Source organism: Pseudomonas sp. AP19 (assembly GCF_001728855.1).
GTDB lineage: Bacteria > Pseudomonadota > Gammaproteobacteria > Pseudomonadales > Pseudomonadaceae > Aquipseudomonas > Aquipseudomonas fluorescens.
On the sequence record NZ_LXJP01000002.1, the window covers coordinates 38,468 to 62,335 of the forward strand.

The window sequence follows — 23,868 nt, forward strand, 5'->3', positions numbered from 1 at the left end:
ACCCATTCCACTCATTCAGCCGGACGGTGCCATGAACGCGATGACTCAACAGACCCACGCCTTGTCGATCAACCCCGCCAACGGCGAAACGGTCGGCAGCTACCCTTACGAAACCCAGGCGCAACTGGACGCCGCGCTCAACCGCGCCACCGACGCCTTCCGCACCTGGCGCCGCCAGCCGGTCAGCCAGCGCGCCGAGCGGCTGCTGGCCCTGGCCAGTGCGCTGCGTGACCAAGCCGAAGACATGGCGCAGATGATCACCCTGGAAATGGGCAAACCCATCGCCCAGGCTCGCGCCGAAATCGAAAAATGCGCACACCTCAGCGAATGGTATGCCGCCCACGGCCCGGCCATGCTCGCGCCGGAGCCAACGCAGGTGGACAACGGCAGTGCCCAGATCGAATACCGCCCGCTGGGCCCGATCCTCGCGGTGATGCCGTGGAACTTCCCGGTCTGGCAAGTGCTGCGCGGCGCCGTGCCGACGATGCTCGCCGGCAACACCTACGTGCTCAAACATGCGCCGAATGTCATGGGCAGCGCCTACCTGATGAAAGCGGCGTTCCAGAAAGCCGGGTTCGCTGAAGGCCTGTTCGAAGTGATCAACGTGACCCAGGACGGCGTCTCCACCGCCATCGCCGACCCACGCATCGCCGCCGTCACGTTAACCGGCAGCGTCCGCGCCGGCATGGCCATCGGCTCCCAGGCCGGTGCCGCGCTGAAAAAATGCGTGCTCGAACTGGGCGGCTCCGACCCGTTTATCGTGCTCAACGACGCCGACCTCGATGCCGCCGTCCAGGCCGCCGTGATCGGGCGTTTCCAGAACAGCGGCCAGGTCTGCGCCGCCGCCAAGCGCCTGATCATCGAAGACGGCGTGGTAGAAGCCTTCACCGCTAAATTCCTCGAAGCCAGCCGCGCCCTGGTCATGGGCGACCCCACATTGACAAGCACCTACGTCGGCCCGATGGCGCGCTTCGACCTGCGCGACGAGTTGCACGGCCAGGTCCAGGCCACCCTGGACGAAGGCGCGACCCTGCTGCTGGGCGGCCACAAAGTACCCGGCGCCGGCAACTACTATGCGCCCACCGTACTGGCCAACGTCACCGACCAGATGACCTCGTTCAAACAGGAACTGTTTGGCCCCGTGGCCTCGATCATCAACGCCCGCGATGCCGACCACGCCGTGGCCCTGGCCAACGACAGCGAGTTTGGCCTGACGGCGAGCGTCTTCACCACCGACTCGGCCAAGGCACGCGACATCGCCAACCAACTGGAAACCGGCGGGATCTTCGTCAACGCCTTCAGCGTCTCGGACCCTCGGGTCGCGTTCGGCGGCATCAAGAAAAGCGGGTTTGGCCGGGAGTTGTCGCACTTTGGCGTGCGCGAATTCTGCAACGCGCAGACGGTGTGGCTGGATCGCAAGTAAGCCCCTGAGGCTGGCCGTGATAGTTGGCGCAAGCCAACTACCGGTGGCGAGCGGGCGTGCCCTGCTCGCCAGCAACTTACGGCCCTTGCCCTGGCGTTTGGCGCTGGCCTTGCCACCACACGCCCGGCGGCCCCGCTGATCGACGGGTATGGGGTACGCAGATCAGGCTCCCCCTGCCGGTCACGATCGACTACCATACCGCGCCGGTTCCCAAAGGGGACTAATAGGGAATTCGACGCGCAGCCCATCGCGCCAATCGAAACTGCCCCCGCAACTGTAGGTGCCGAGCCTGCTCCACATCGCCACTGGGCATTGCCCGGGAAGGCCGGAGCGAGGCGATGACGCATCAGTCAGGAGACCTGCCGGCCCAGTAACTCACTAACCGGCGGGGTGTCCGGGAAGGACGTCCTCGCCTGCCTGAACCGCAGCCTTCGAGGGGGTGTTTCCGAACCGTACCGCTCCAGTTCCACGTACGGTCCATACGGAGATTGCCCCATGCTGCCTCGCATTACCGCCCTGCTCACCGGCCTGGGCTTCTGCGCCCTGGCCCACGCGGCCCCCACACATTACCCGCTGACGGTACAGAACTGCGGCAGCACGCTGACCTTCGCGCAAGCCCCCGCACGCAGCGTAACCATCGGCCAGGCGGCCACTGAAATGCTCTATGCCCTGGGCGTGGCGAACACGGTGGTCGGCACCTCGCTGTGGTTCAACAGCGTACTGCCGACGTTCAAGGCGCAGAACGACACCATCGAGCGCCTGGCCGATAACGAGCCAAGCTTCGAAGCGGTGATCGCCAAGCGCCCGCAACTGGTGGCCGCCGAGCTGGAATGGGTGGTCGGCCCACAGGGCGTGGTTGGCACCCGCGAGCAATTCCACGAGCTGAAGATTCCCACCTACCTGCTGCCCTCCGACTGCGAAGGCAAGGACAACCTGGTGGGTGCCGACGGCACGCGGCTGGAGCCGTTTCGCATCGACACAATTTATAAAAGCATCCGTCAACTGGCCGAGATCTTCGATGTACAGGATCGCGGCCAGCAACTGAACGACGAACTCAAGGCGCGCCTGGCCAACGCTGTCGCCACCGCGCAGAGCAAAGGCCTCAAGCAGGCCAGCGCACTGGTCTGGTTCTCCAGCGCCGAGATGGCCAGCGACCCGTACGTCGCCGGCCACAAAGGTGTGCCCGAATTCATCCTGGAAACCCTGGGCCTGCACAACGTTGTGCAGTCCGATGAAGAGTGGCCCGCCGTCGGCTGGGAAACCCTCGCCAAGGCCAACCCGACCTTCCTGGTGATCGCCCGCATGGACCGCCGCCGCTACCCGGCCGACGACCATGAAAAGAAACTCGCCTTCCTGCGCAGCGACCCGGTGACCCGCAATATGGACGCGGTCAAACACAACCGCATCATCATCCTCGACGCCCTGGCCTTGCAGGCCAGCATCCGCACGTTCGATGGCCTGGAACAACTGGCCCACGCCATCGACGGCTACGACCTGCGCAAATGATACGTAGCCTGCTCGCCCTCGCCCTGTTACTGCTCGCCGTGCTTGCCGGCGTGGCCATCGGCGAAACCGCCATTTCCCCACAGGTCGTGCTCCAGGTGCTCGCCAACAAACTGTGGGCGGCGGGTTACGTACTGGACCCGATCGACGAAGGGGTGGTGTGGAACTACCGCCTGACCCGCGCCCTGGTGGCGGCGGCGTGCGGGGCCGGGCTGGCCACGTGCGGGGTGATTTTGCAGTCGTTGTTGCGTAACCCGTTGGCTGACCCGTACCTGCTGGGCATCAGCGCCGGCGCATCGACCGGCGCGGTGCTGGTTGCCCTGATCGGCGTGGGCGGCGGGCTGGTTTCGTTGTCGGCGGGCGCATTTGTCGGGGCCATGGCGGCCTTTGCACTGGTGACCTTGCTGGCGCGCGCCAGCGGCTCGTCCACCGGCACCGGGCAGATCATCCTCGCTGGCATCGCCGGCTCGCAGCTGTTCAATGCCCTTACCGCGTTCCTGATCACCAAATCGGCGAGTTCCGAGCAGGCCCGCGGCATCCTGTTCTGGCTGCTGGGTAACCTCAGCGGCGTGCGCTGGCCGTCGGTGTGGCTGGTGGTGCCGGTGGCGGTCGCAGGCCTGGCGGTGTGCCTGTGGCACCGCCGCGCGCTGGATGCGTTTACCTTTGGCACGGACTCCGCCGCGTCCCTGGGCATCCCGGTGCGGCGCGTGCAGTTTGTGCTGGTGGGCTGCGCCGCGCTGGTCACGGCGGTGATGGTGTCGATTGTCGGCTCGATCGGCTTTGTCGGGCTGGTGATTCCCCACGCCGTGCGCCTGCTGGTCGGCACCGGGCATTCGCGGTTGCTGCCGGTTAGTGCCTTGGGCGGCGCGCTGTTTTTGATTGCGGCGGATGTGCTGTCGCGCACGCTGATCAAGGGTCAGGTGATTCCGGTTGGCGTGGTGACGGCGTTGGTCGGCGCTCCGGTGTTTGCGCTGATTCTGATCGGCCGGAGAAATGCGCGATGAGCGTGCTCAGTTGCACCGGGCTGGGCTTCAAGGTGCGCGAGGCCGAGTTACTGCGCGATATTCACCTTGAGGTTCAGCTGGGCGAAACCTTAGGCATCGTCGGCCCCAACGGCTCCGGCAAATCCACCCTGCTCAAACTGCTCGCCGGTTTGCGGGTGCCCGCCAGCGGCGAAGTGCGCTTGAGCGGCCAACGCTTGCGCGACCTGTCGCGCCGCGCCATCGCCCAGCAATTGGCCGTGGTGGAGCAACAAGCCGACACCGACGACGCGATCCGCGTGTTCGATGCCGTGGCGCTGGGCCGCACACCGTGGCTGTCGGCATTGAGCCCGTGGTCCGCAGACGACCACACCATCGTCAACCAGGCCTTGCATGACGTCGACGCCACCCACCTGAGCACGCGCGCCTGGCGCAGCCTTTCCGGTGGTGAGCGCCAACGCGTGCACATCGCCCGCGCCCTGGCGCAACGGCCGCAGATTTTATTGCTGGACGAGCCGACCAATCACCTGGATATCCAGCATCAGTTGGCGATTTTAAAAGGCGTGCAGGCGCTGCCGGTGACCACCTTGATTGCGCTGCACGACCTGAATCAGGCGCTGACCTGCGATCGTTTGGCAGTGCTGGATCGCGGGCAGTTGGTGGCGCTGGGCAAACCGCTGGAGGTGCTCACGCCGCAGCGCTTGCAGGACACGTTTGGCGTACAGGCGCATTACCTGACTGACCCGTTTGATGGCGCGCAGATTCTACGGCTGCGCTCACACTGACAGGTGAGTCAGCTTGAAAAGGTGCTGGGGTTACAGGTGCCGCTGCATATGCGTCGTGCGCCACACCGGGTCCGCCTCGACGTCCACCACCTCAAACCCCTGGCGCGCCCAGAAATCAATCGCCCCCGGTAGAAACGGATGGGTGTGCAGGTAAACCACCGCCACCCGATCCGCCCGCGCCTGCGCTTCCAGGGCACGATACAACTGACCGGCCAAGCCAAAACGGCGAAAGGCTGGCAGTACGAACAGGCGCACCACTTCCACTGTTTTAAGGCCTTGATAATTCAGCTGGGGGAAACGGCCGTCGTAGGGCAAGTAGCCGATGGCGGCGACGATTCGGCCCTCGGCGCGAGCGATCAGGAACTGGCCGTCGCCGTGAAGGTAGACCGCCTCGAACCGCGCCAGGTCGTCCGGCATGCCGCTGGCGCTGAGCGTGGGAAACAGCTCGGCGCGGGCCTGCAGGACGAAGGCCCGTACTGCTGGAACGTCGGCGCCGGTGACGAACTGAAGGATGGGAGTCTGGTTCATGTGACCTTGATCTGGCGGATCCCGACCACCCGTGCCTGGTCCAGAATCTCCTCGGGGCCCGCGTCTGCAGGGGGCATGATCAACCCGTTTTCGGCATCGCCAAAATGCAACGCCAGCAAGTGCATCGCCGCTTCATGCAGGGGCAACTCGGACTGCTTCAGTTCAAACACATGGGTGCGGGGCTCGTCGTTGAACAGGTAGTTCAGGGTGTATTCGCGCATGGTGGGGTCCTGTGAGGGCAGAGGAGTGACTGCTTATCCTGACCAAGCGATCAGCTTTTAAGTTCCTACTGCTGCCAATCGCTGGGTTATCCAAGCCTGGGTGTGCATCAGCACATGGCCCGCCATCGCCACCGGAAAATGAATAAACCCATGGGCAGAATCCGCTAACAGGTGCGCTTCAACCGGCGTCTGCGCGCCCCACCGCTCGGCGATCAACAGCGTGTCATCCTTGAGCGGGTCCAATTCCCCGACGAACATCAACGCCGGCGGCAACCCGCTAAAATCGCCATACAACGGTGACAACGGTGGCTGTCGGCGCTCTTCATCAGTCAGCCCCGGCGTGAGCATGCGCAACGCCTCGACCATACCCGGACCGTCCAGCAACAACGTGTCCGGCCCGGCTGCGTGCACGCTCGGCGTGCCGCTCAAGTCATACACGCCGTAATACAACACCGCCCCGCTCACGCGCTTGAGCAGGTCCGGCCATGGTTTGAGCGCCAGCAATGTCGCCACTGCCAGGTGCCCACCGGCGGATTCACCCACCACAAACACCGGCACGTCGGCAAACTCCGGGCAGTCGCCCAACAGCCAGCGCGCGGCCGCCAGGCAGTCCTCCATCAGCCCTTCGACCGGCGTGTCGACCGCCAGCCGATAGTCCACCGACACCACCGCCACGTCACAGGCGCGCACCATGCCCAGGTTCAGGTCATCGTCCATCTGTGCGTTGCCGATGACCCAGCCGCCACCGTGGATATCCAGCACCACGCCCTTGGCCTTGCCCGCCGGGCGCAAGATGCGCACGGGTACGCCATTCACCTGCCGGGTCTCGGCGGCAGGCGCGGTCTTGAGCGATTGACCGACGCGCAGCAGCGCCTGAATCACACGTGGCGTGACGCGGTTGCGGATTTTAAAGCGCGGCAGCCAAGCGAGCTTCTTGTTGAAGCGCCGCATCTCGGCCAGCTCGGGCTCGCTGGCAGGCCAACGTTGGCAGGCCATCAGCGGTTATTGCGCAAAATCGAGAAATTCAGCGCCGCCGCCACACACAGCCACGCCAGATAAGGCAACAGGATCAACCCGGTGATCACGTCCAGGCGCATGGCCAGCACCAGCATCGCGGCGACCGTGAGCCACAGCAGCACAATAATCACCATGCCCGCGAAGAGCCGGTGTGCCCCAAAGAACACCGGTGTCCACAGCGTGTTCAGGGCGATTTGCGCGGCCCATAAGGCCAGGACTTCCTGGCTGCCGGGGAGCAGCGTCAGGCGGTAACCCGCCCAGGCCAGCAGCACGTAAATCAGGCTCCAGGCCACTGGGAACAGCCAGTTCGGCGGCGTGAAGCTGGGTTTGACCAGCGCGTCGTACCACGCGCCCGGTTTGAAAATAATGCCAGTGCTGGCGGCGGCGGCGCAGGCCAGCAGGAAGATAAAGAAGGTCATCGTCTGTCCTTAGCTGAAGTCAGCTGTGTGTGATGGGCGGGCGTTTTTCCCTGCCCTTTTCAATGACTCAAACGCGCCCGCATAAATTCCATCCGACGTGGCAATTGGCGCACAGCGGCGCCTCTTCTTCACGTCATCAAAATCCGCTAGGGTGCCTGCCTACCTTAGCCTGTTTTGACCTTATCGAGACCGCCCGCCTTGGCCACCTCACCCACTGATCACCGTGCCAGCCCCTGGTCGGTCTTCCTGATCTTCCTGCGCCTGGGGCTCACCTCGTTCGGCGGCCCGGTGGCGCACCTGGGTTACTTTCGCGACGAGTTCGTCACCCGCCGACGCTGGCTGAGTGAGCGCAGCTACGCCGACCTGGTGGCGCTGTGCCAATTCCTCCCCGGCCCAGCCAGCAGCCAGGTGGGCATTGCCCTTGGGCTATCGCGGGCGGGCTACGGCGGCGCGCTGGCGGCGTGGCTCGGGTTTACCTTGCCGTCGGCCCTGCTGCTGATTCTGTTCGCGCTGGGCCTTGCGCAACACAGCGGCGTCATCGCGCCCGGCGTGCTGCATGGCCTAAAAGTGGTGGCCGTGGCCGTGGTTGCCCAGGCCGTGTGGGGCATGGCGCGCAACCTGTGCACCGATGCACCGCGCATCAGCCTGATGCTGATCGCCGCCTGCGTGGCCCTGCTGCAAACCTCGGCCTGGGGCCAGGTCGGCGTGATCGGCGCCGCCGCGGTGGCGGGCCTGATGTGGCTAAACACCCCGCCGTCCGCCGCGCATGATGCACTGCCTATCACGCTAAGCCGCCGCGTGGGGGCGATGTGGTTGGCGTTGTTCGTGCTGTTGCTGGCCGGCTTGCCGCTACTGGCCGAGCTGGCGCCCAGCCAAGGCCTGGCGCTGATCGACGCGTTCTACCGCACCGGTTCATTGGTGTTTGGCGGCGGCCACGTGGTGCTGCCGCTGTTGCAAGCCAAGGTCGTGCCGACTCACTGGGTGAGCAACGATGTATTCCTCGCCGGCTACGGCGCCGCCCAAGCCATGCCCGGCCCGTTGTTCACCTTCGCGGCGTTCCTCGGCGCGTCCATGCAGCCGGCCCCGACGGGCTGGCTCGGCGGCCTACTGTGCCTGCTGGCGATCTTCGCGCCGTCGTTTTTACTGGTGATGGGCGCACTGCCCTTCTGGCAAACCCTGCGCCGCTGCGCCCGCACCCAGGCCGCGTTGGCGGGCGTCAACGCGGCGGTGGTCGGCCTGTTGCTGGCCGCGCTGTACCAACCGGTATGGACCAGCGCGATCTTCAGCGCGCGGGATTTCGGCCTGGCCCTGCTCGCACTGGTGGCGTTGATGGTGTGGAAGTTGCCGCCGTGGCTGGTGGTGATCGGCAGTGGCGGCGTGGGGTGGCTATTGAGCGTTACGCTGGGCTAGGCCCCGGCGCGACGATTTTGAGCCACGGCCAGCGCGCCTGATAACTGCGTGCCTTCTGTTCAAACAACTCGGGCTCGGGGTGCCGGGGATTGATCCGCAACACACCCTGCTCCACATCCGCCAAACCATGGGGCGCGTACACCTCGCCCGTGGCAATCTCCAGCCCGATGCACGTGCCTGCCACCAGGTAGCGATCAACGCCTTGCTTGGCTGTGTGCAACTGCGGATACGGCCGGCCAAAGCGCTCGCCATACCAGAGATGAACCCGCGCCTGGTTCTTGACCTCGACGTTGACGCCCAAATCCTCAAACAGCCGCTCGGCCGCGCCAATGACCCGGTCCTCTGCTTCGTAGGACAGGTCCGTATCGAAGTAAAAAACGTCGTAGTCCTTCACGTCTTGAGCGACCGGACGGTTGGATTGATGGTTCCACACCGCCTGGAACAGGCAGCCCGCGGTCAGCATGCACTGATCCACGCCGAGGGCCGGCAGGCGCGCGGTGATTTCGGCGTTGATGGGGTTGGCCATGGCGATTTCGAGCAGGGTTTTGACGGTCAATGTCATGTTGAATCCTTGAGAAACGGGCCGGTTGCAGCGGCCGACTTTACAACAGCGCGGAGTCTGAATGATGAATCGCAGCGTAGGCAAATGCTCTGGCGTGCGCAACGATACGTCGCCGCCTTGCTCCATTGCCTACGCTTACGTCAGAATCCGCCGGCTTGTGCGCTGGGGTGGCCGTCTCTAAGGTGGCTCGGTCGCTGAATTGTTCAGTGATCGGGTTTAGTAGCCTGAGCTGGGTATCTGTAAGTGCGCGAGCTTCATCAATCAGACATTGCGTCTGTACTTGATGGTGGCTGTGCGTAGGGCGCCCTCGGGCGCGCCGGCTTTAGATATCCACCGGTCTACTAACCTGCGCACAGCTGCCACCCATTCGTTTAGTAGCGGACAGGTGGCGGCCTAATCCAGGATATCTTTATGGTTAACGTCAAACCGGATTCAACCGCCCTCTTCAGCGTCGTTCCCGACGCCAGCACCGAAACCCTGATCACCAACAGCTACGAAACCTTCGCCTCCGTCAGCACGCTGTTGCTCGACCTGTCCGAAGACCTGTGCGGCAAACACCGCGACATCGCACTGGCCATCCACCAACTGAGCGAACTGGGCGTGCTGCTCACGGCCAAATTGCTCGACCGCGAAGCGCCCTGCCCTGGCTGAGTGGGCGCCCCTCAAGCAGCGCCGCCGAGGGCGCTGCCTTCAATTAGCGCCCGGGTAGTGATCCACGTACTGAATAGTGAAGTCGGGGTAGTGATCGACAATCTGGATTTTGTAGTCCGGGTAGTGATCGACGGTTTTCCATTTGCCCGCTGAGTCCGGGTAATGATCGACCTTCTGCACCTTGAGGTCGGGGTAGTGATCGACAACCTGAACCTTGTAGTCCGGGTAGCTATCGACGAACTGGATATTGCCGTAAATCTTCGACACATCAACACTCGTACCCGCCGACGCGCAGAAGGTACAGGTCAGCAACACTGACGCCAGAGCAACTTTAAACATGACAGCCTCATCCTGAGAAATCAGAGGCGCCAGTCTAACGACCCGCGCGCAAAAAATCGCACAGAGAAACACGCTGCCCAGCGAATGATCAGCCCTTCAACTCACCCGCCCGATTACTCGCCGCATCGTCATAAGCCACATACAGCGACTCGGCGATTTGGCTTTTGATGGCTTTGGCGGCTTCCAGACCCAACACAAACCCTTCAGCCTTGCCGCCAGCGCGGTTGAGCTCTTCGTGGGTAGAGGCGCCGGTGATAGCGTCGAGCAGCTTGGCGGCGTGAGGGCCTACGCCTTTGGGGAGGGAGATTTGGTCGATGGACATGGCGATACCTTCAGGAAAAGTGGTCGGTAGCGCGTGGAACCACTGCCGGGGGTGGCATGGTAGACCGGTTGGCACAGAAAGGGGGGCTTTCGGTCAAAAGCAGACGGTCGTGACCTGTTGCCTCTAACGCTTGGCAGAGCTCGACCAATCGCTGCAGATGATCAGCGCTGGCGTTCAAACCAATAGCAAACATTGGGGTCAGCCCCCCCCCTTATTCGAACTTAGCCAAACACCTTTCTGCCAACCGGCTTTTTCAAGCATGGGTGTGACAGTGCAAGCATCACTAAAGACGTAAGCCGAGCGTAGGTTTTGGTCACCTTAAGGCTTATGTACTGGCCAGGCATCAGAAGCGCTCATCGAATATTGCGGGCAAGGTAAGCTCCTTGACGAAGCTTGCTGAAGACAGGCTCAAGGCCATGCGTACTACCTGTACGACGTCATGCACAGGAATTGAGTTGCCTTCACCGCGCTGCTCGGCAAGCCCCCTCGGGGTGCTCATTGGATCTTCGGTATTCAGATAGCCCAAGTTTAAACAGGTCACGCCCAGGCGTTGCTGCCTGTACCCTTCGCGTAGAGCATCGGCGATACCCCGCAGGGCGAACTTGGAGGCTCCAAAGGTGACTTCTGAGCGTCCACTTTGCGGCAAGCCAGAAGTCGAGCCGGTCAATATGATCCTTGGGCGAGCACTTCTGAGCAGAACGGGAAGCAGCCGCTTTATCAGCACGATGGTCGAAGTGATATTGCAGCTGACGATAGCCTCCACTTGGTCGTCGCTGTCGGCGAGGAAGTTGTAGGCGGGATCAAAGGCAAACGCCTCCCATATTCCTAAGTTGTAGATCAGGGTATCAAGCCCGCCCTCCACCACGGCCTGCTCGATTATCCGAGCAGCCTTTACGGGTTCACCAAGGTCTGCCTCCACCCAATTCACAACGACGCCGGGGTTATGCGTAAGGTCTTTGGGGCGGGTACGAGAGACACCAATCAACGTGTCCCCATGCTCGCCCAACCCGTCAATCAGGGCTCTGCCCAACCCCTTGCTTGCCCCGACTACCATGGTTTTCATTATTGTCTCCTTGACCTGAATGCTGACCGCGCGGCGTGTATGCAAGCAGACGATTCATGGCTTAGCAACAAAGAGACTATTACCTGATGTTCGTAGGAAAAAGCTGACGGTCATTTTGGTTGGGCGGCGGCGGATGGAGAGCGACCGCGCGCTAAATGGCCGAAAGCTGTGAATCGTGACTGGCTGCTTTCGGCCAACTGCGGACAGTGACCTAATCGTTGGGAGCAGCCCATCGCCGCTCAAAGTCGCGCGCTCGCTGGTGGACCTTGAACAAACCGACGGGATCAGACGCGAACACTTGGCCGAGGGGCTGCAATATCGGCCAACAATGCGCCAGCCCGTTTCAACCCTTGGTAAGATCAACCAACGGCGTCTGCCGCACCTCAGTCTCCCGCCCATCCTGAATCTCGCTAACCTGCTTCAAGGCTCTATCCACCGCCGCCTTATCCGCCAACACGCTATAGCTGATGCGGAACTGCTTGTGTTCCTTGGGCCCAATGGTAGGGACGAGATTCAGTGGCCGCTGATAACGGCGGTTGTAGGAAAAACTTGTCCCCGGCTCCAGCCCTGTGACATAGCCCTGGCCTTCGGTGTCGGTGTTTTTCCACAGGGAAAACACGGGCAGTGTCTGGGTATTGAAGCCGACCGAAACGCCCAGGCTGCCGGCCTTGTTATGCAACACGGTCAACGTATCGCCCTTGGCATCGGCATACGGCACCACGTTGTACACCGTTTCGTCGTAGTCCCTGGTCGGTGCGCGGTAGGTTTGCCAGTCGGGCAGATCGTCCTTGGCCTTGTCGTTGAACGGCGACACCTGTTTCACCGGCGCGACGAAACGAGCGCCCTGCTCCAGGAACGGGGTGCTGAAGTTGCTGTGATACAGCGCCTGGTATTCCTTCGGATAGTCGCCGTTGTTGGTCAGCGTGTCGTTGAGGGCGAACACAACGCTGCCGGGTTCGGTCACCAGTTCGGTCGCGACCGAGAAGTCGACCTTTTTAAACGCCTGCTCTTTGAGCTCGCCGCGCAGGGTAATGGCGTACGGTGGTTTTTCATCGATATGCAGCGTGACTTTATTCGCAGGAATGTTGGCGGCTCGACCGTGCAGGGTCAGCAGTTCGCCGTTGTCGATGCCGGGGTGGCCGACCCATTCGTATCCGCAGCGGGTGACCAGCTCATTGAAACCTTCCAACCAGCCCAGACCACCACGGCCATTGAGTTCGATAAAAGACGGATTGACCACTTCCTTGACCGGCGAATCCCAGCCCATGCGTACATTGCCAACTGAGGCCTGCAAGACGTTCATTCCGCGAGTCGGCACTACCGAGAGTTTCATCGTGCCGTTATCGATGTCGACGATGCTGACGCCCTCCTGCCGACCGCCGTGCAAGGTGCGCAAGGTAACGCTGAAGGGTTTGTCGGTTTTTATTCCGAGGTGCTGACTGGTGATTTGCCAGCTCTGGGCGGCTTTGTCAGTGTCGAGCAGAACGTAATCCCAGGCCATGGCGTGGGAGGCAGCGGACAGTGCGCTGATGGCAACAAAAAGTTTGAGCGGGGTCATGGCGGCAGCCTTTCTTGGAGTTGTGCCATTTTTATAAACAAGATGAAACGTTTCAGCAAGCTAAAAAGATAGACACGGTGATGTCGCTGATCGCCCATTTCTGCATTCTGTGACCGGCTAAAATCGCCCCTAAGCTGCGCTTCGCGAAAGGCAGCAACCGGCCAAAACCGGCCCCTCGCATCAGACTGCTTTCAACCGAGGCTGTGTGAAAATGCAGACGCCAAATCCGGGAATCAGGGATCAGAACACGCTTACTAAACATCGTCCGACCCACAGAGGGCGCTTTCCAACCGGAAAATAAAGGCATCCTTTTTTCTACAACGATGGCCCCCTCATTACCCGTCACATTGGATCTTTCTTTATCTAACAGCCGCTCTAGACTGGCGCCAACCCCCCTGGCCACTCGGAAAGCCCCCCATGACTGCCGACGACTTCGACTGCCAACCCGATCTGCGCGGTAGCAGCCTGAGGCTTAAACCTCTGGAAGACAGTGATCTTGAAGGTATGTTTAAGGCAGCGGCTGATCCACACATCTGGGCCGGCCATCCCGCCAGGGATCGCTATAAACGCGATGTGTTCGAGGCGTACTTCGCCTCTCTACTCGCCACGAAGAAGGCGCTCGCGGTCGTTGATATTGCCTGCGGGGATATCGTTGGCACGTCAAGCTACTACACGCCGCCGGATCTACCGAACAGCATTGCCATCGGCTTTACCTTTCTGGTGCGTGCGAAGTGGGGTGGCGAAGCCAACCGCGAGCTTAAGCAGTTGATGCTGGCGCATGCATTCAGGGCTTACGACAGCGTCTATTTCCACATAGCGCCTACGAACATTCGTTCGCAAACGGCCATACTGAAGTTGGGCGCGGTGCATTTGTATGACGCCGAACTGAAAATAGCCGCCGCGCCGGCCTTGGCGAGGTGTTACGGGTTGACGCGCGCTCACTGGCAGACGTTGCCGGGGTAAAAAGCGCGGTCACTTATCGATGCAAGGCCCACCCCAACACCCACGTTGAGCAAACCCGGCTAGGCAGGCTCCCGTCGCGATCGTCGACTCTATTGCCGACCCCACCTCCAGGAGCTTTTGCCAGTGTCCGACACGCCGATCAACGTCGCTTACACACAACGCTTCAATGCCGTACTCACCTACATCGATGAGAATCTCGAAGGTGACCTGTCGCTGAAGACGTTGAGCCAGGTGGCGAATTTTTCGACGTTTCACTTCCATCGCCAATTCACCGCGTTCGTCGGCGTGCCGGTTTCACGTTATGTGCAACTCATGCGACTACGACGCGCGGCCCACCGCTTGGCTGCCGCTGCGGATCATTCGGTACTGGAGGCGGCACTCGGTGCCGGTTTCGACAGTCCCGAGGCATTTTGCAGGGCGTTCAAGCGAGCGGTCGGTATGACGCCGAGTGCGTTCCGGAAGGCGCCGAACTGGCAGGTCTGGCATGCGGTGTTCGCCATCCCTCACTTTTCCAGGACTGTCATCATGCAAGTACGAATCGTCGAAGTCCCCGAAGTCCGCGTCGCAGCGCTTGAACATTGCGGCTCCCCCAGGCTTGTCAGTGAGAGCGTGCGCAGGTTCATCCAGTGGCGCATGCAGAGCGGGCAGTCGCCGGTGGCATCGAGTCGCAGCTTTGGCATCCCTTACGGCAACCCCGACACCACGCCAGCAGACGCATTCCGCTTCGCCATTTGCGGCGAGATTCACGAGGCGGTGGAACCCAATGCGTTCGGCGTGCACGAACGGCTCATGGCTGGCGGACGCTACGTCGTCGGGCGGCACGTGGGGTCGCCGGACCACATCGGCGAATCGATCTATCCGATCTACCGCGATTGGCTGCCTGCCAGTGGTGAAGAACTGCGTGATCAGCCACTGTTCTTCCACTACCTGAGCGTGTATCCGCCCACACCGCAAGACCGATGGGAAACCGATGTGTATGTTCCGTTGCGGTAAGGGGGCGAAGAACACGTCACCCGGGTCGAGTGCCTTGCACAGGACGTTTTGCCTTTGTAGGATCCTGCTAACACCCACCGTCAATGGGGGCCACATTGGACAGTGCAATAAGACCGAACATTGAGCGGGCTGCCTACGATGAGTTCCTGGCGCTTTGGGACAGAGGTGAATTCAACAACCAGCGGTTGGGTCAGGCGTTCTACAACCACTTCCGACTGCATTGCCTCAGTGACCAGACGAGGCTGAACGGTCTGTATGAATCTCACGGCAACAAAGCCCTGAGTGCAATTTCTGAAATCTTTCAGATCAGCTGACAAGCTGTGAAAACGCTGACGTCAAATCAGCGTTTTGCCGCTCATAAAAAAACCGCGGAAATTTGAAGTCGGCGTTGACTATAAACGCCGTGACATAAGGTATTGCGCTTTCCCCCACGCCTCAAAGCGCTCCACGACGTTCCAGCCAAGCTTGGTGTAGTAATCGCTCTGGCTGTGGGTGTGCAAGTACAAGGCCGTGAACCCAGCGTCCCTTGCATGAACACAGATGCCTTCGATCAACTGCGCGGCGAGCCCTCTCTTTCGAGCTTCAGGTGTGACGAACACACACGCAAGCCACGGGCCTAGATCCGGCCGCTCGGGCAGGTCGTTTTCTGCAAGCGTAGCGCCACCTAGCAACTGGTCTTGTTCCGTTGCGATCAGACACTTCCAACGGCCATCACGCTGCCCATCAAAGAACTCGTGTTGCCAACTCGACAGCGATTGCTGCGCAAATTCATAACTGAATTCCCGATAAAGCCATTCGGCCATAACGTCGCACTTGTCCATTTGTTTATCGAGCCAATCCACGCTTAGCATCTGTAACGCTCCTTTGGATCATCTAACCTTTCGACCACCGAGACAGCGCCGGCGATAACGCTACTCCTGCCCCACTCTACGCATCAGCGCCCCAAACAACTCCCCGCGCGGCCTCTCACTCAGCGCAATCCCAGCATCCTCAAACCACTTTTGCCCCGCCTCCGGATGCGGCCCGCTCAACACCACCACGCCCTTCTCATACGTATACCGCGCCGCCGCCACATCACCGTTGCGGTAGGTCGCAATGGTTGTGTAAGGCGATGCCCCATGCGCTTTGGGAAAGTACGGCCCGTCCTGATAAAACACACGGTCGGGCTTCCCTTCCCACACCACCCGCACCGCCGCATCCTCAATGCCCGCCACTTCAAACCCAGGCCTGCCGGCTTCGGAATCCAGGTCCTGGGGTATCAGGCCAAGGTTGCTGTTATCCGCCAGGTACGCGCCCATGCACAGCCCCAAATAGCGCCCGCCCTTGGCGACGTAGTCGCGAATGGCGTCAGCGCGCGCCTTACCCAGGCTGTCGAGGGCCGCGGGGATATCCTGGCCGCCGCCCGGCTGCACATAGAGGTCATAGCGCGCCAGGGTGTGGGGCGTGATGTCGATGGGTTCATCCGCGCCCACGAAGTCGATCTGATAGTTCGGGCTGAGCCGCTGCAATGCGCTTTTCACGCTCTCGGAACAGTCGTCGCAGCCGGCTGGGCCACGGTAGATGGCGACATGGGTGATCGGCGTAGCGGCGTGGACGAACGACGCTTGCAGGGTGGCAAACGCAAACAGCACAGCGGTGGTGACAGGCAGGCGCATGGGCGTGGGCTCGTTAAACAGGGTTGATCCAGGTTGTACCCGGCAGAGCGTATATCGAATGCCGTTTTGAATACGTTAACAGTTGTAAATCGGCTACTGTCGCGTGTACCCACATCCGCCAGAGGGCAAGCAATGGACCTGAAATTCAGCCACGTCGACGTGCTGGTCAACAACCTTGAGGAGACATGCGCGTATTACGCGAAGATCCTCAACGCCAACATCTCCAGCACCCAGGTGTGGGAGCGCGGCGGCCTGCATGTGCGTTTTGCGATTGCGTTGATGGGCCAGGAGCGTTTCATGTTGGTACAGCCACTGGCAGGCAACTTGCGCGAGCTGTTGGACGCCCACGGCGAAGGGATGATTTATCGGCATTGCTACACGACGCCGGACATCGAGGTGGCCTATGCCGAATTGGCCGCTTGCGGCGTGCAGCCGGAGGATGAAAACGGCCGGCCATTGACACTTGAGGACCTGCGTTCGCCCTCCGGCAAACGCATTATCTGGTTGCCCAAGCGCTTCGGGCATTTCTCTATCGAGATCCTGGAGGCGCAGGCGTTGGAGGCCTTTATCGAGGCGGCGTTTGCGTGAGCGGCGCGTTGGCCCTGCAGCGCGCAGGGCCAACGTGAATCGTGGGATTAGAAGGCCGGCAACATGCCCTTCTGTCTCTTCAGGGCGAAGATCAATTGCCCAAGGTTTGAGAAGCGTGCCGTTTTCAAATCGTCCCAACGCTCAATAAACAACTGCCCATCAGCGTCAACTTTAATCGGCGTGGAAATAATTTCGCCACTGCGGGAACGGTGCAGCAGGTTGGATTGACCCGATGAAATGCGCTCAATCAGAAAATCGCCGCTCTCTCTGAGCCGCGAACGCTGCCGCGCCTTGGTGGGAATAACAGACATGTGCAGTTCCGTTTTAAGCGCTTCGACCAAGTCCTCTACCAGTAAGTAACGCCTGTCTCGCAACGATGGCCATTGCTCAATGTAAAACTGGCCCGCATTGTCCATCTTGATCGGATGAGAAAGGATTTGGCCGTTTTCGGCACGACGGACCAACGTGGCCTGGCTCACAGCAGGCCGCTCGATCAGGAAGTCGCCGACATTTTTCAGCCGTTCGCTTGGCTGAGTCTTGTCGGAGGCGGCCGTCAAAAGGACATCGGCCTTAAGGGCTTCGCTCACTTCGTCAATGCGCAAGAAACGCTGATCTTTCAATTGCGGCCAATGCTCAACAAAGAACTGGCCTTTTTCGTCAATGTGAATGGGCGTGACGACAATCTCCCCAGTGCTGGCACGGTGCAGCACATTGGCCTGGGTCGATGACGGCTGCTCAATCAGGAAGTCGTCAATATTTCTCAGCCAGGTGCGATCAATTTGGGCACTGGGCCGAGGTACAGCTTTGCCGGCAATCCCGACGTCTATTTTGAAGTCACTGCGTAACGCTATGCGCCCGGGGCTGCGTATACCACCGTCGAGGATTTCCCATCCGCCCGGATGCAACGCGCGTGCGTGGCTGGGGGCTACGTCGCGCACCGTCAAGCTGACGGCATCCTGCAATTGCGCGATACCTGGCACGCCATTGAACATATCGGCATGGCTGTCCCCCATGAGTGCGACCCATTTATGCGCGCCAAATGTCGCCTGGTCCGCCTTGATCACCTCATTGGCAAAATAGCTGAACAGGGTATGGCGGGCGTTCAATGCGGACATGTCTTTGACGTGATAACTGGCCGTACAATCGAGCGCTCGAATTCGCAGCCCGGCCTTATTCGCCGCCTCGATGACGTGGGTGTAAGTGTCGCTGCCCGAATAACCGGGCATATGGCCAACATCTTGCGCACGCAAATAGCGCCGCAGGTTCTCGGGCATTTTCGCCGTTTCATAAAAAGTCTCCAATTCAGCTTGATGCAGATCGGTGAGCAGGTGCTCCACGTACAGTGTTTTGACACCCTGGGTTTTCAACCACCTCATGTGTTTGATCAGCGCTCGCTTGCTCGCCCGGTGAGCATGACTTTCGCTGAAGATAAGTCCCCATTTCCGTTTATACAGCCGCTCGATAAACGCCTCTTCACTGGTCGCAGTAGCCAAGTCGGTGAAGCTGGGGCGCGCCGACGGTGTGTACGCGGCCAAGGCCTCTTGAGCGGTTTTTTCCAGGCGATCACGGGTGATCCTGAAGGCTTCGAACGCCTCTGCCTGAGGGCCTGCGCCTTGTTGACCGTAGCGAGAGTCCAAGGCGCGGTGCGAATGCACCATAAGGTCGAGGTTTTCTTTATGGGCCGCGGGCAGATCAAACGCCGTGTAATGGGACGGTGAGCGAGGTGCTTGCACGGGCGTTGAAGGCCCGGCGGCGGGCAACGTGTGTGCATCGGGGGCCATGGTCAGCCTGTAGTCGCCCCTGGACAGCGCGGCAGCGGACGTATCGCGCTGAATGCCCACCGCCTGGCCTGGCGCAACGTCATCCACCCGCAGGGCGATGACGTTTTGCAGATCAGCCAGGCCAGGCACCTCGGCAATGCTGCCAATGCGATTGTGATCAACCAGGGCGATCCAGCCGTCATCGGTGCTGTTCGTGCCGATCGCTTTGTGGGAATAAAAGTTTCTGTACTTGCTGCTGCGCGGGATAAACCGTTCGCCGCCCGAGAGCTCCAGCACATGCTCCATATGATAGGAACTCGAAGCATCCACACCTTCGATCGCAACCTTGTGCTTGTGCGCTGCCAGCAGCAACTTGCGGTAGGTGAACGGGGCATCCGGCCCCCAGCCCAAGGATCTGTCGACCCGGGCCAAATGGTCCTCGACACGCTTCAACGCGTAAGCGACATCGCCTTTGACGTCTCCGTTGATGATTTTAAGTTTGCTGCGAAACACATCCGCCGGCAGGTTCTCAACGTACACGCGCCTGAGCCCCTGCGTGGCCATCGTCGGCATCTGTTCGATCAGCAATTGCTTACTCGCGACGCAGGCGTTGGCGGCGCCGATGATCAGTCTCTGCTTGTGCTGGAACAGGGTGACGAGCGCGCCGGCAGGGCTGGCATCCGCCGCCAGCACGGGCACGTCGGTGCGACTCGGGCGCGCGGGTGAAGCGGTGTAGAACGCGTCTGCATCCTCGGTCAGCTGTTTCACCTGAGCGGGATAGCGGGCGAACCGCGCACGCAATTCGTCGCGGGTCGTTACGCGCACACCCTGCGCAATCGCGTCGTCCGGATAGCTGGCAAGGTTTCGCGCGAAGTCGGGGTCGAGTACCGCTCTGAAGTAGCGGCCTTGCCCAGCTGCAATCTCGTAGGCGGCGAGTGGCGGCTCCACCGTCTCCTGAAGGAGCTGATACTTCTTGCGCCCACCTGCCGAAAAGCCGGAACGCACCCAACGGCCGTTGGCATTCTGGTTGACCATACGCGAGGTTGACAGCATTTGCCCGGTGGCCGCGTCATAGCGATACAGCAGATGACGGCCCAGGGGGTCCGGTGTGTGCTTGACCCAGAAAGTCCTGGCGTCGAACAGCACTGACTTCATACCGGCAGGAATGCGTGGGTCAACCCTGCTCACCAGCAGGGCTTCTTTGGCGGCTTTGAGCGCCGGCCTGATGGAAATGGTGTTGAACGGGGCTTTGAAGGCCGGGCGGAAGTCAAACAACACGGCACCGCCGAGGTTGGTCATATAACCGATCAAGTGACTCAGCGCGCCCGCTTTGTCACCCTGCTGGTAGGCCTCGATGGCGAGCATGGCATCCTTGAACGCCAACAGGCCACCCAGGCTCAGGCTCAACACCGGAAACGGCACGGTGGCGATGGCGGTGGCCAGCTCAACACAGGCCCACAGAATGCCCGTGATCATTTCAGTGCGGTTGACCGTGGTGGCAGCCACGTCATCTATTTTGCGCTGCAACACCATGTTGTAGAGCTCATGGCGCAGGTCTGTCAGCGGCACAACCGTGGCGATCGGGTCATGCCGCGCGGGACTTGGGGTCGTACGGTCGATCGTCTCGGGCAACCCCTTGCGGGCGGCCTCCAGCAACGTCGCGATCCGGGCCTTGGCTTTGACGGTCACGCGCCCGAGGAGATAGTCCGATACGCCGTCGACTTTTTTCAGCCAGTAGTTGAACAACTTCGCCTCACGCAAACCGATGCCATCGGGTGCGTCAGGCGTGTACAGCAGAGCCGGGTTGTCCGCGTGGCTGAACACGTAGTTGCCGATGATCCATTCGCCGTCAATCATCAGGCGATGGACCTTGTAGGTGTTGCGGGTCGCGACCGTCGTCTCGTCAAGGCTGTCGATGGCGCGCTCCAGCCAGGCCAGGTCGACCCTGGCGATGTGGCCGCGCAGGCAGCACTCCAGCGCCGTGTATTTCATCTGCAGTTGGTTGATCGCCAGCGTGGCGTTGCGCCGCTCGGTGTAGCCGGGGCTGGTCGCGCTTTGCAACTTGGCGCGCACCTCGTCGATGTAGCGCTGGCCGACCCATACACCGGTCACCGAACGTGCGACGTTCAGCGGGGTCAGGCGGCTCAGGTCGATGCCAGCCGGCCCGCTGAAGGTGGCCGAGGTGGAAAATTTCGGGTCGATGAAGCCGACATTATCCTGGTAGCCGTCCCGGTAAAGCCGGGTATAGGACAAGGGCGCGGGCATGCCGCCCAGCAACGGCCAAGGTGCCGAAACGTACACCGTGTCCGGGTCAATATCATTTTGGCTACGCCCCAGCAGCGTGTTCAGGCTGAGCTTGGCGTTCTCGTGCACAAAGGCGTCGAAGGTCACCAGGTTTGCTTCTGAATCGGGCCGGGCGTGATAGACGCGCACACCACCTGCCGCATCCTCGGCCAGGCTGGTCAACCGCGTGCGGTCCGCCGCCGAGGCCGAGCGATACCACGGCGGGGTGGTGTATTCGTAATCGTCCACCGCGGTGCTTTGCAAGTGGATGACCATGGCGTCCAGGCAGACGGTATGGGTGCATAAAGGGCCGAATGTCACCGCCGTGTGTTCCTGCGCGTCGGGTTTGAAACCCAACCCGGCGAGGAACGTCGCCATTTTCGGGCGAAACCGCAGCGGGCATTGCTCGAGCAGGTAGTCGCTCAGGGTGCGATTGTTGAAGCGGGTTCTGTTATCGGCCCAACCCATGATATGCAGCTGGCACTCACGCTCAGAGGTAAACGCCATGAACTGCTGCTCGCGTGGCGAGCCGGGTGTGCACAACAGCAAGCGCCGGGTTTGATCCTCGCCATCGACCTCGCGCAACAGCCATAAGTCCTTGAGTTGCGCACCGTGCAGCAGCACGGTCTGTGCACACACATTCGGGTTGCTGCCGGCTCGCAGGTCTTCAAACAACCGGTAGTCCGCCTGGCTCAAGTCGCCTCGCAAACGGGCGACGTAGGCGAGCAACACCAAACGGTGATCGAACAGGTCGCGGGCAGCCTGTTTGAATTCAGGCTTGCCCTGCAGCTCTTTTTGCAGCGCGGCAAAGTCCAGGCGTGGTTTCAGCTCCGGATCGCGCAGCACGTCCAGCACACGTTGCACATTCAGCTCGGCGTGCTGGCCCGCCAGCGCGGCACCTGCGTAGGTCAGGGTGGTGTTGGTCAGAAAGTCCGAGCCGGGCAGCTCGTCGCCGGTCTGCAGCCCCGAATAGCTCAACTCAACCAGGTTGTGCTGCTGCTCGTACACACCGATGCTGGGGACGTTGCGGCGAGTGGTGATGTGCAGGTGGTGCGGGTCCAGGTCATGGATATCCAGCTCTTCATCGAGGTACTCGGTCAGTTGGTAACTGGCCAGGGCCTGGGGAGAAGCGAGCGGCCCGTGCAGGTCGACGAACGTATCGCGGGCCTGATTGTAAGCCTGCATGAAACCACTCAGGGTCTGCTGGCTGGCCGGGGCGGCGCTGCGATACCAGTCAGGCAGGCTGTTGTACACGCTTCGCTCCAGCAGCTGCTGCTGCCTGAATTTCAGGCGTAACGACAAGTCCGGGAGCGCAGCCTTGAGCGCATCGTCCAGCGCCGACGTCAGCAGCGTCGCCGCGTGCAACGGATTGTCGACCAGGCTCAACGCCAGGTCGATGTCCTGGCGGCGCTTGTCGAGCAGCGCGTTGTAGGTGTGCTCAAACAGGGGCTCGCCTTCAATCGGCTGCAATTGCAGGGGCCAGATGCCGGCAACGTCCAGCGCCTGGTAGCGTACCGGCAAGTGGCAGCAGAGCTCCGCGCGCCCCGCCGGCAGGGTCAGCAACGCCTTGAGGCGCTGGTCGAGTTCCGCCAAGGAATCGAAACGCTCCAGGCCTCGGTTCGGAGTAAACAGCAGGACCCGGCCGAGGTCCTGCCCGGACGTCAAGTTGTTCACCACCGGGCTGGCGTTACGTGTCAGCACAAAGGCCCCCGCAAACTCCACGGTCTTGTCCTGGTAAGCGAAATTCAGCGCGTACATCCCCGGTCGGAAGGCCGGGCCACGCGAGCAGTCTTCGATCATGCGCTGTTCGTCGGGAGACAGCAGGTAATCACGCACGTCCAGCCTGGCCTGCTGCTCCAACGCACCAAGGCCGGCGACCTGGGTGAGATAGCTTTTGCGACCTTGCCCATCCACCGTGCTGGTCTCATCAAGATTGTGCAGGCGGGTGTGCAGAGTGAGCTTGAGCGTTGCCAGTAGCGCCTTGCCGGCTGCCTCGGTGAGATCGGCCTGAGCCACTGCCTGGTACAGGCTGCGTGATTGGTTCAGGAACTGTTCGTTGGCGCTGATCAAGGCGGTGTTCAGCGCCTCCAACGCCACCAGTTCGGGCGGCAATACCACCGGAAGCCGGGTTTGGGTGCGCAGCTCAGGGTCGATTTCCAGTAAGTGGGTGCGCACCTCTTGAAGCGTCGGTACCGCTGAAACGGAATACTGCGTGCTCATTGGCACTGTCCTTATGCTGATGAAATGAACCTTCAGCTTGAGGCGGCGCCTGCGCGTATCGGCGGTAATTATTCAGGGTGCCCAATGGCTTTGCATTCACCCCCCAACAGCGGGCGCTTGATGTTCTGGAAGAATCTCGTCAGCGGCGCATGGGCGCTTTACTATGGCGTTTATTAAAAACGCCCACCAAGACCCGACCGTTCAGCGCCGACTCACTGGAACTCATTAATGCCTACGCCAAAACGTGACAACGCCCGCCTCGAACGCCGCCTGGTCGCCACACTGACCGAAGCCTGTGAAACCGCCAAAGCCGAAATCCCGGGCTTTGACTGGCTGACCCACACCGTCGATTACGCCGCCTTCCCGCAAAGCCTGCGGGTGATTTGGGTGTTCGACACGCGCGCCAACAAAGACCACGCCTTGGCCAAGGGTACCGACCAACGCATGCGGGCGCTGACCGCCGCCGCACTGCACGACGCCGAGGTGGCTGGGGTGAACATTGATCGCTGTGTGCGCTTCGACTCCGAAGAGGAATGCCACGCTCAGCAGGGCGGCGATTGGCGTCGGCGCCTGGCGTGATGCCCCTCGGCTAAGGCGAGCCGGCGGCCACCGTTGATTTGCCGTG

General features: G+C 61.3%; 22 protein-coding genes and 1 riboswitch. Of the genes, 10 read left to right on the forward strand and 12 right to left on the reverse strand.

Annotated elements, in window-relative coordinates; translation table 11 throughout:
• Positions 1–31: 31 nt before the first annotated feature.
• From A7D21_RS02105 to A7D21_RS02120, 4 genes are all read left to right on the forward strand, one after another.
• Positions 32–1,423 (forward strand): aldehyde dehydrogenase family protein, encoded by a 1,392-nt coding sequence (locus A7D21_RS02105; RefSeq protein WP_069550967.1) that lies wholly within the window; start codon positions 32–34, stop codon positions 1,421–1,423.
• A 187-nt stretch (positions 1,424–1,610) separates the two neighbouring features.
• Positions 1,611–1,805, forward strand: a riboswitch (cobalamin riboswitch).
• Positions 1,806–1,918: 113 nt separating this feature from the next.
• Entirely contained in the window at positions 1,919–2,929 is a 1,011-nt protein-coding gene (locus tag A7D21_RS02110) for an ABC transporter substrate-binding protein (protein ID WP_069550968.1), read from the forward strand.
• The gene (locus A7D21_RS02115; RefSeq protein ID WP_053257106.1) at positions 2,926–3,930 is read left to right on the forward strand and encodes an iron ABC transporter permease; all 1,005 of its coding nucleotides are present in this window, start codon (positions 2,926–2,928) and stop codon (positions 3,928–3,930) included. Before A7D21_RS02110 ends, A7D21_RS02115 begins: the two co-directional genes overlap by 4 nt.
• Positions 3,927–4,691: an ABC transporter ATP-binding protein gene (locus A7D21_RS02120; RefSeq protein ID WP_069550969.1), complete on the forward strand. Its 765-nt coding sequence runs from the start codon at positions 3,927–3,929 to the stop codon at positions 4,689–4,691. Before A7D21_RS02115 ends, A7D21_RS02120 begins: the two co-directional genes overlap by 4 nt.
• 30 nt (positions 4,692–4,721) lie before the next feature.
• Here the strand turns inward: A7D21_RS02120 and A7D21_RS02125 are convergent, their stop codons facing one another.
• From A7D21_RS02125 to A7D21_RS02140, 4 genes are read right to left on the reverse strand one after another with little or no spacing between them, the layout of a single operon-like run.
• Positions 4,722–5,219, reverse strand: a complete 498-nt coding sequence (locus A7D21_RS02125; protein ID WP_069550970.1) for a GNAT family N-acetyltransferase — start codon at positions 5,217–5,219, stop codon at positions 4,722–4,724.
• Positions 5,216–5,440 carry a hypothetical protein gene (locus A7D21_RS02130; RefSeq protein WP_053257109.1) on the reverse strand — a complete coding sequence of 75 codons (225 nt, stop codon included), beginning with the start codon at positions 5,438–5,440 and terminating at the stop codon, positions 5,216–5,218. The genes A7D21_RS02125 and A7D21_RS02130 overlap by 4 nt, the downstream gene beginning before the upstream one ends.
• A gap of 57 nt (positions 5,441–5,497) precedes the next feature.
• A complete protein-coding gene (locus A7D21_RS02135) occupies positions 5,498–6,436 on the reverse strand; it encodes an alpha/beta hydrolase (protein WP_069550971.1) in 939 nt (312 codons plus the stop codon).
• On the reverse strand, positions 6,436–6,876 hold the full coding sequence (locus A7D21_RS02140; protein ID WP_053257111.1) for a TspO/MBR family protein: 441 nt from the start codon (positions 6,874–6,876) through the stop codon (positions 6,436–6,438). The genes A7D21_RS02135 and A7D21_RS02140 overlap by 1 nt, the downstream gene beginning before the upstream one ends.
• Positions 6,877–7,074: 198 nt before the next feature.
• Here A7D21_RS02140 and chrA point away from each other — a divergent pair, with 198 nt between their 5' ends.
• Entirely contained in the window at positions 7,075–8,286 is a 1,212-nt protein-coding gene (gene chrA, locus A7D21_RS02145; RefSeq protein ID WP_069550972.1) for a chromate efflux transporter, read from the forward strand.
• Here the strand turns inward: chrA and A7D21_RS02150 are convergent.
• On the reverse strand, positions 8,273–8,848 hold the full coding sequence (locus A7D21_RS02150) for a nucleotidyltransferase family protein (RefSeq protein WP_069550973.1): 576 nt from the start codon (positions 8,846–8,848) through the stop codon (positions 8,273–8,275). The two genes, chrA and A7D21_RS02150, sit on opposite strands and share 14 nt — an antisense overlap.
• Positions 8,849–9,259: 411 nt before the next feature.
• Here A7D21_RS02150 and A7D21_RS02155 point away from each other — a divergent pair, with 411 nt between their 5' ends.
• Positions 9,260–9,499 carry a DUF6124 family protein gene (locus A7D21_RS02155; RefSeq protein WP_053257114.1) on the forward strand — a complete coding sequence of 80 codons (240 nt, stop codon included), beginning with the start codon at positions 9,260–9,262 and terminating at the stop codon, positions 9,497–9,499.
• A gap of 39 nt (positions 9,500–9,538) precedes the next feature.
• Here the strand turns inward: A7D21_RS02155 and A7D21_RS02160 are convergent, their stop codons facing one another.
• The 4 genes from A7D21_RS02160 to A7D21_RS02175 all read right to left on the reverse strand — a co-directional run bounded on the left by A7D21_RS02160 (position 9,539) and on the right by A7D21_RS02175 (position 12,781).
• Positions 9,539–9,838, reverse strand: a complete 300-nt coding sequence (locus tag A7D21_RS02160) for a hypothetical protein (protein WP_053257115.1) — start codon at positions 9,836–9,838, stop codon at positions 9,539–9,541.
• Between the two features lie 88 nt (positions 9,839–9,926).
• A complete protein-coding gene (locus A7D21_RS02165; RefSeq protein ID WP_053257116.1) occupies positions 9,927–10,160 on the reverse strand; it encodes a hypothetical protein in 234 nt (77 codons plus the stop codon).
• Between the two features lie 343 nt (positions 10,161–10,503).
• Entirely contained in the window at positions 10,504–11,223 is a 720-nt protein-coding gene (locus tag A7D21_RS02170) for an SDR family oxidoreductase (RefSeq protein WP_069550974.1), read from the reverse strand.
• A gap of 343 nt (positions 11,224–11,566) precedes the next feature.
• Positions 11,567–12,781 carry an aldose 1-epimerase family protein gene (locus A7D21_RS02175; RefSeq protein ID WP_053257118.1) on the reverse strand — a complete coding sequence of 405 codons (1,215 nt, stop codon included), beginning with the start codon at positions 12,779–12,781 and terminating at the stop codon, positions 11,567–11,569.
• Positions 12,782–13,198: 417 nt separating this feature from the next.
• Here A7D21_RS02175 and A7D21_RS02185 point away from each other — a divergent pair, with 417 nt between their 5' ends.
• Positions 13,199–13,744, forward strand: a complete 546-nt coding sequence (locus tag A7D21_RS02185; RefSeq protein WP_083272151.1) for a GNAT family N-acetyltransferase — start codon at positions 13,199–13,201, stop codon at positions 13,742–13,744.
• A 123-nt stretch (positions 13,745–13,867) separates the two neighbouring features.
• Positions 13,868–14,737: a GyrI-like domain-containing protein gene (locus A7D21_RS02190; RefSeq protein WP_069550976.1), complete on the forward strand. Its 870-nt coding sequence runs from the start codon at positions 13,868–13,870 to the stop codon at positions 14,735–14,737.
• Between the two features lie 392 nt (positions 14,738–15,129).
• Here the strand turns inward: A7D21_RS02190 and A7D21_RS02200 are convergent, their stop codons facing one another.
• Together A7D21_RS02200 and A7D21_RS02205 are read right to left on the reverse strand one after the other, a co-directional pair.
• Positions 15,130–15,588 (reverse strand): GNAT family N-acetyltransferase, encoded by a 459-nt coding sequence (locus tag A7D21_RS02200; protein ID WP_069550977.1) that lies wholly within the window; start codon positions 15,586–15,588, stop codon positions 15,130–15,132.
• Positions 15,589–15,648: 60 nt separating this feature from the next.
• Positions 15,649–16,392: a BPL-N domain-containing protein gene (locus tag A7D21_RS02205; RefSeq protein WP_069550978.1), complete on the reverse strand. Its 744-nt coding sequence runs from the start codon at positions 16,390–16,392 to the stop codon at positions 15,649–15,651.
• Between the two features lie 132 nt (positions 16,393–16,524).
• On the opposite strand from A7D21_RS02205, the gene A7D21_RS02210 reads away from it, so the two are divergent.
• Positions 16,525–16,980, forward strand: coding sequence for a VOC family protein (locus tag A7D21_RS02210; RefSeq protein WP_069550979.1), 456 nt, complete (start codon positions 16,525–16,527; stop codon positions 16,978–16,980).
• Between the two features lie 47 nt (positions 16,981–17,027).
• On the opposite strand, the gene A7D21_RS02215 is transcribed toward A7D21_RS02210, so the two are convergent.
• Positions 17,028–23,243, reverse strand: coding sequence for a membrane-targeted effector domain-containing toxin (locus tag A7D21_RS02215; protein ID WP_069550980.1), 6,216 nt, complete (start codon positions 23,241–23,243; stop codon positions 17,028–17,030).
• A gap of 228 nt (positions 23,244–23,471) precedes the next feature.
• Between A7D21_RS02215 and A7D21_RS02220 the strand changes: the two genes are divergently transcribed.
• Entirely contained in the window at positions 23,472–23,822 is a 351-nt protein-coding gene (locus A7D21_RS02220) for a hypothetical protein (protein WP_053257124.1), read from the forward strand.
• Positions 23,823–23,868: the final 46 nt, after the last annotated feature.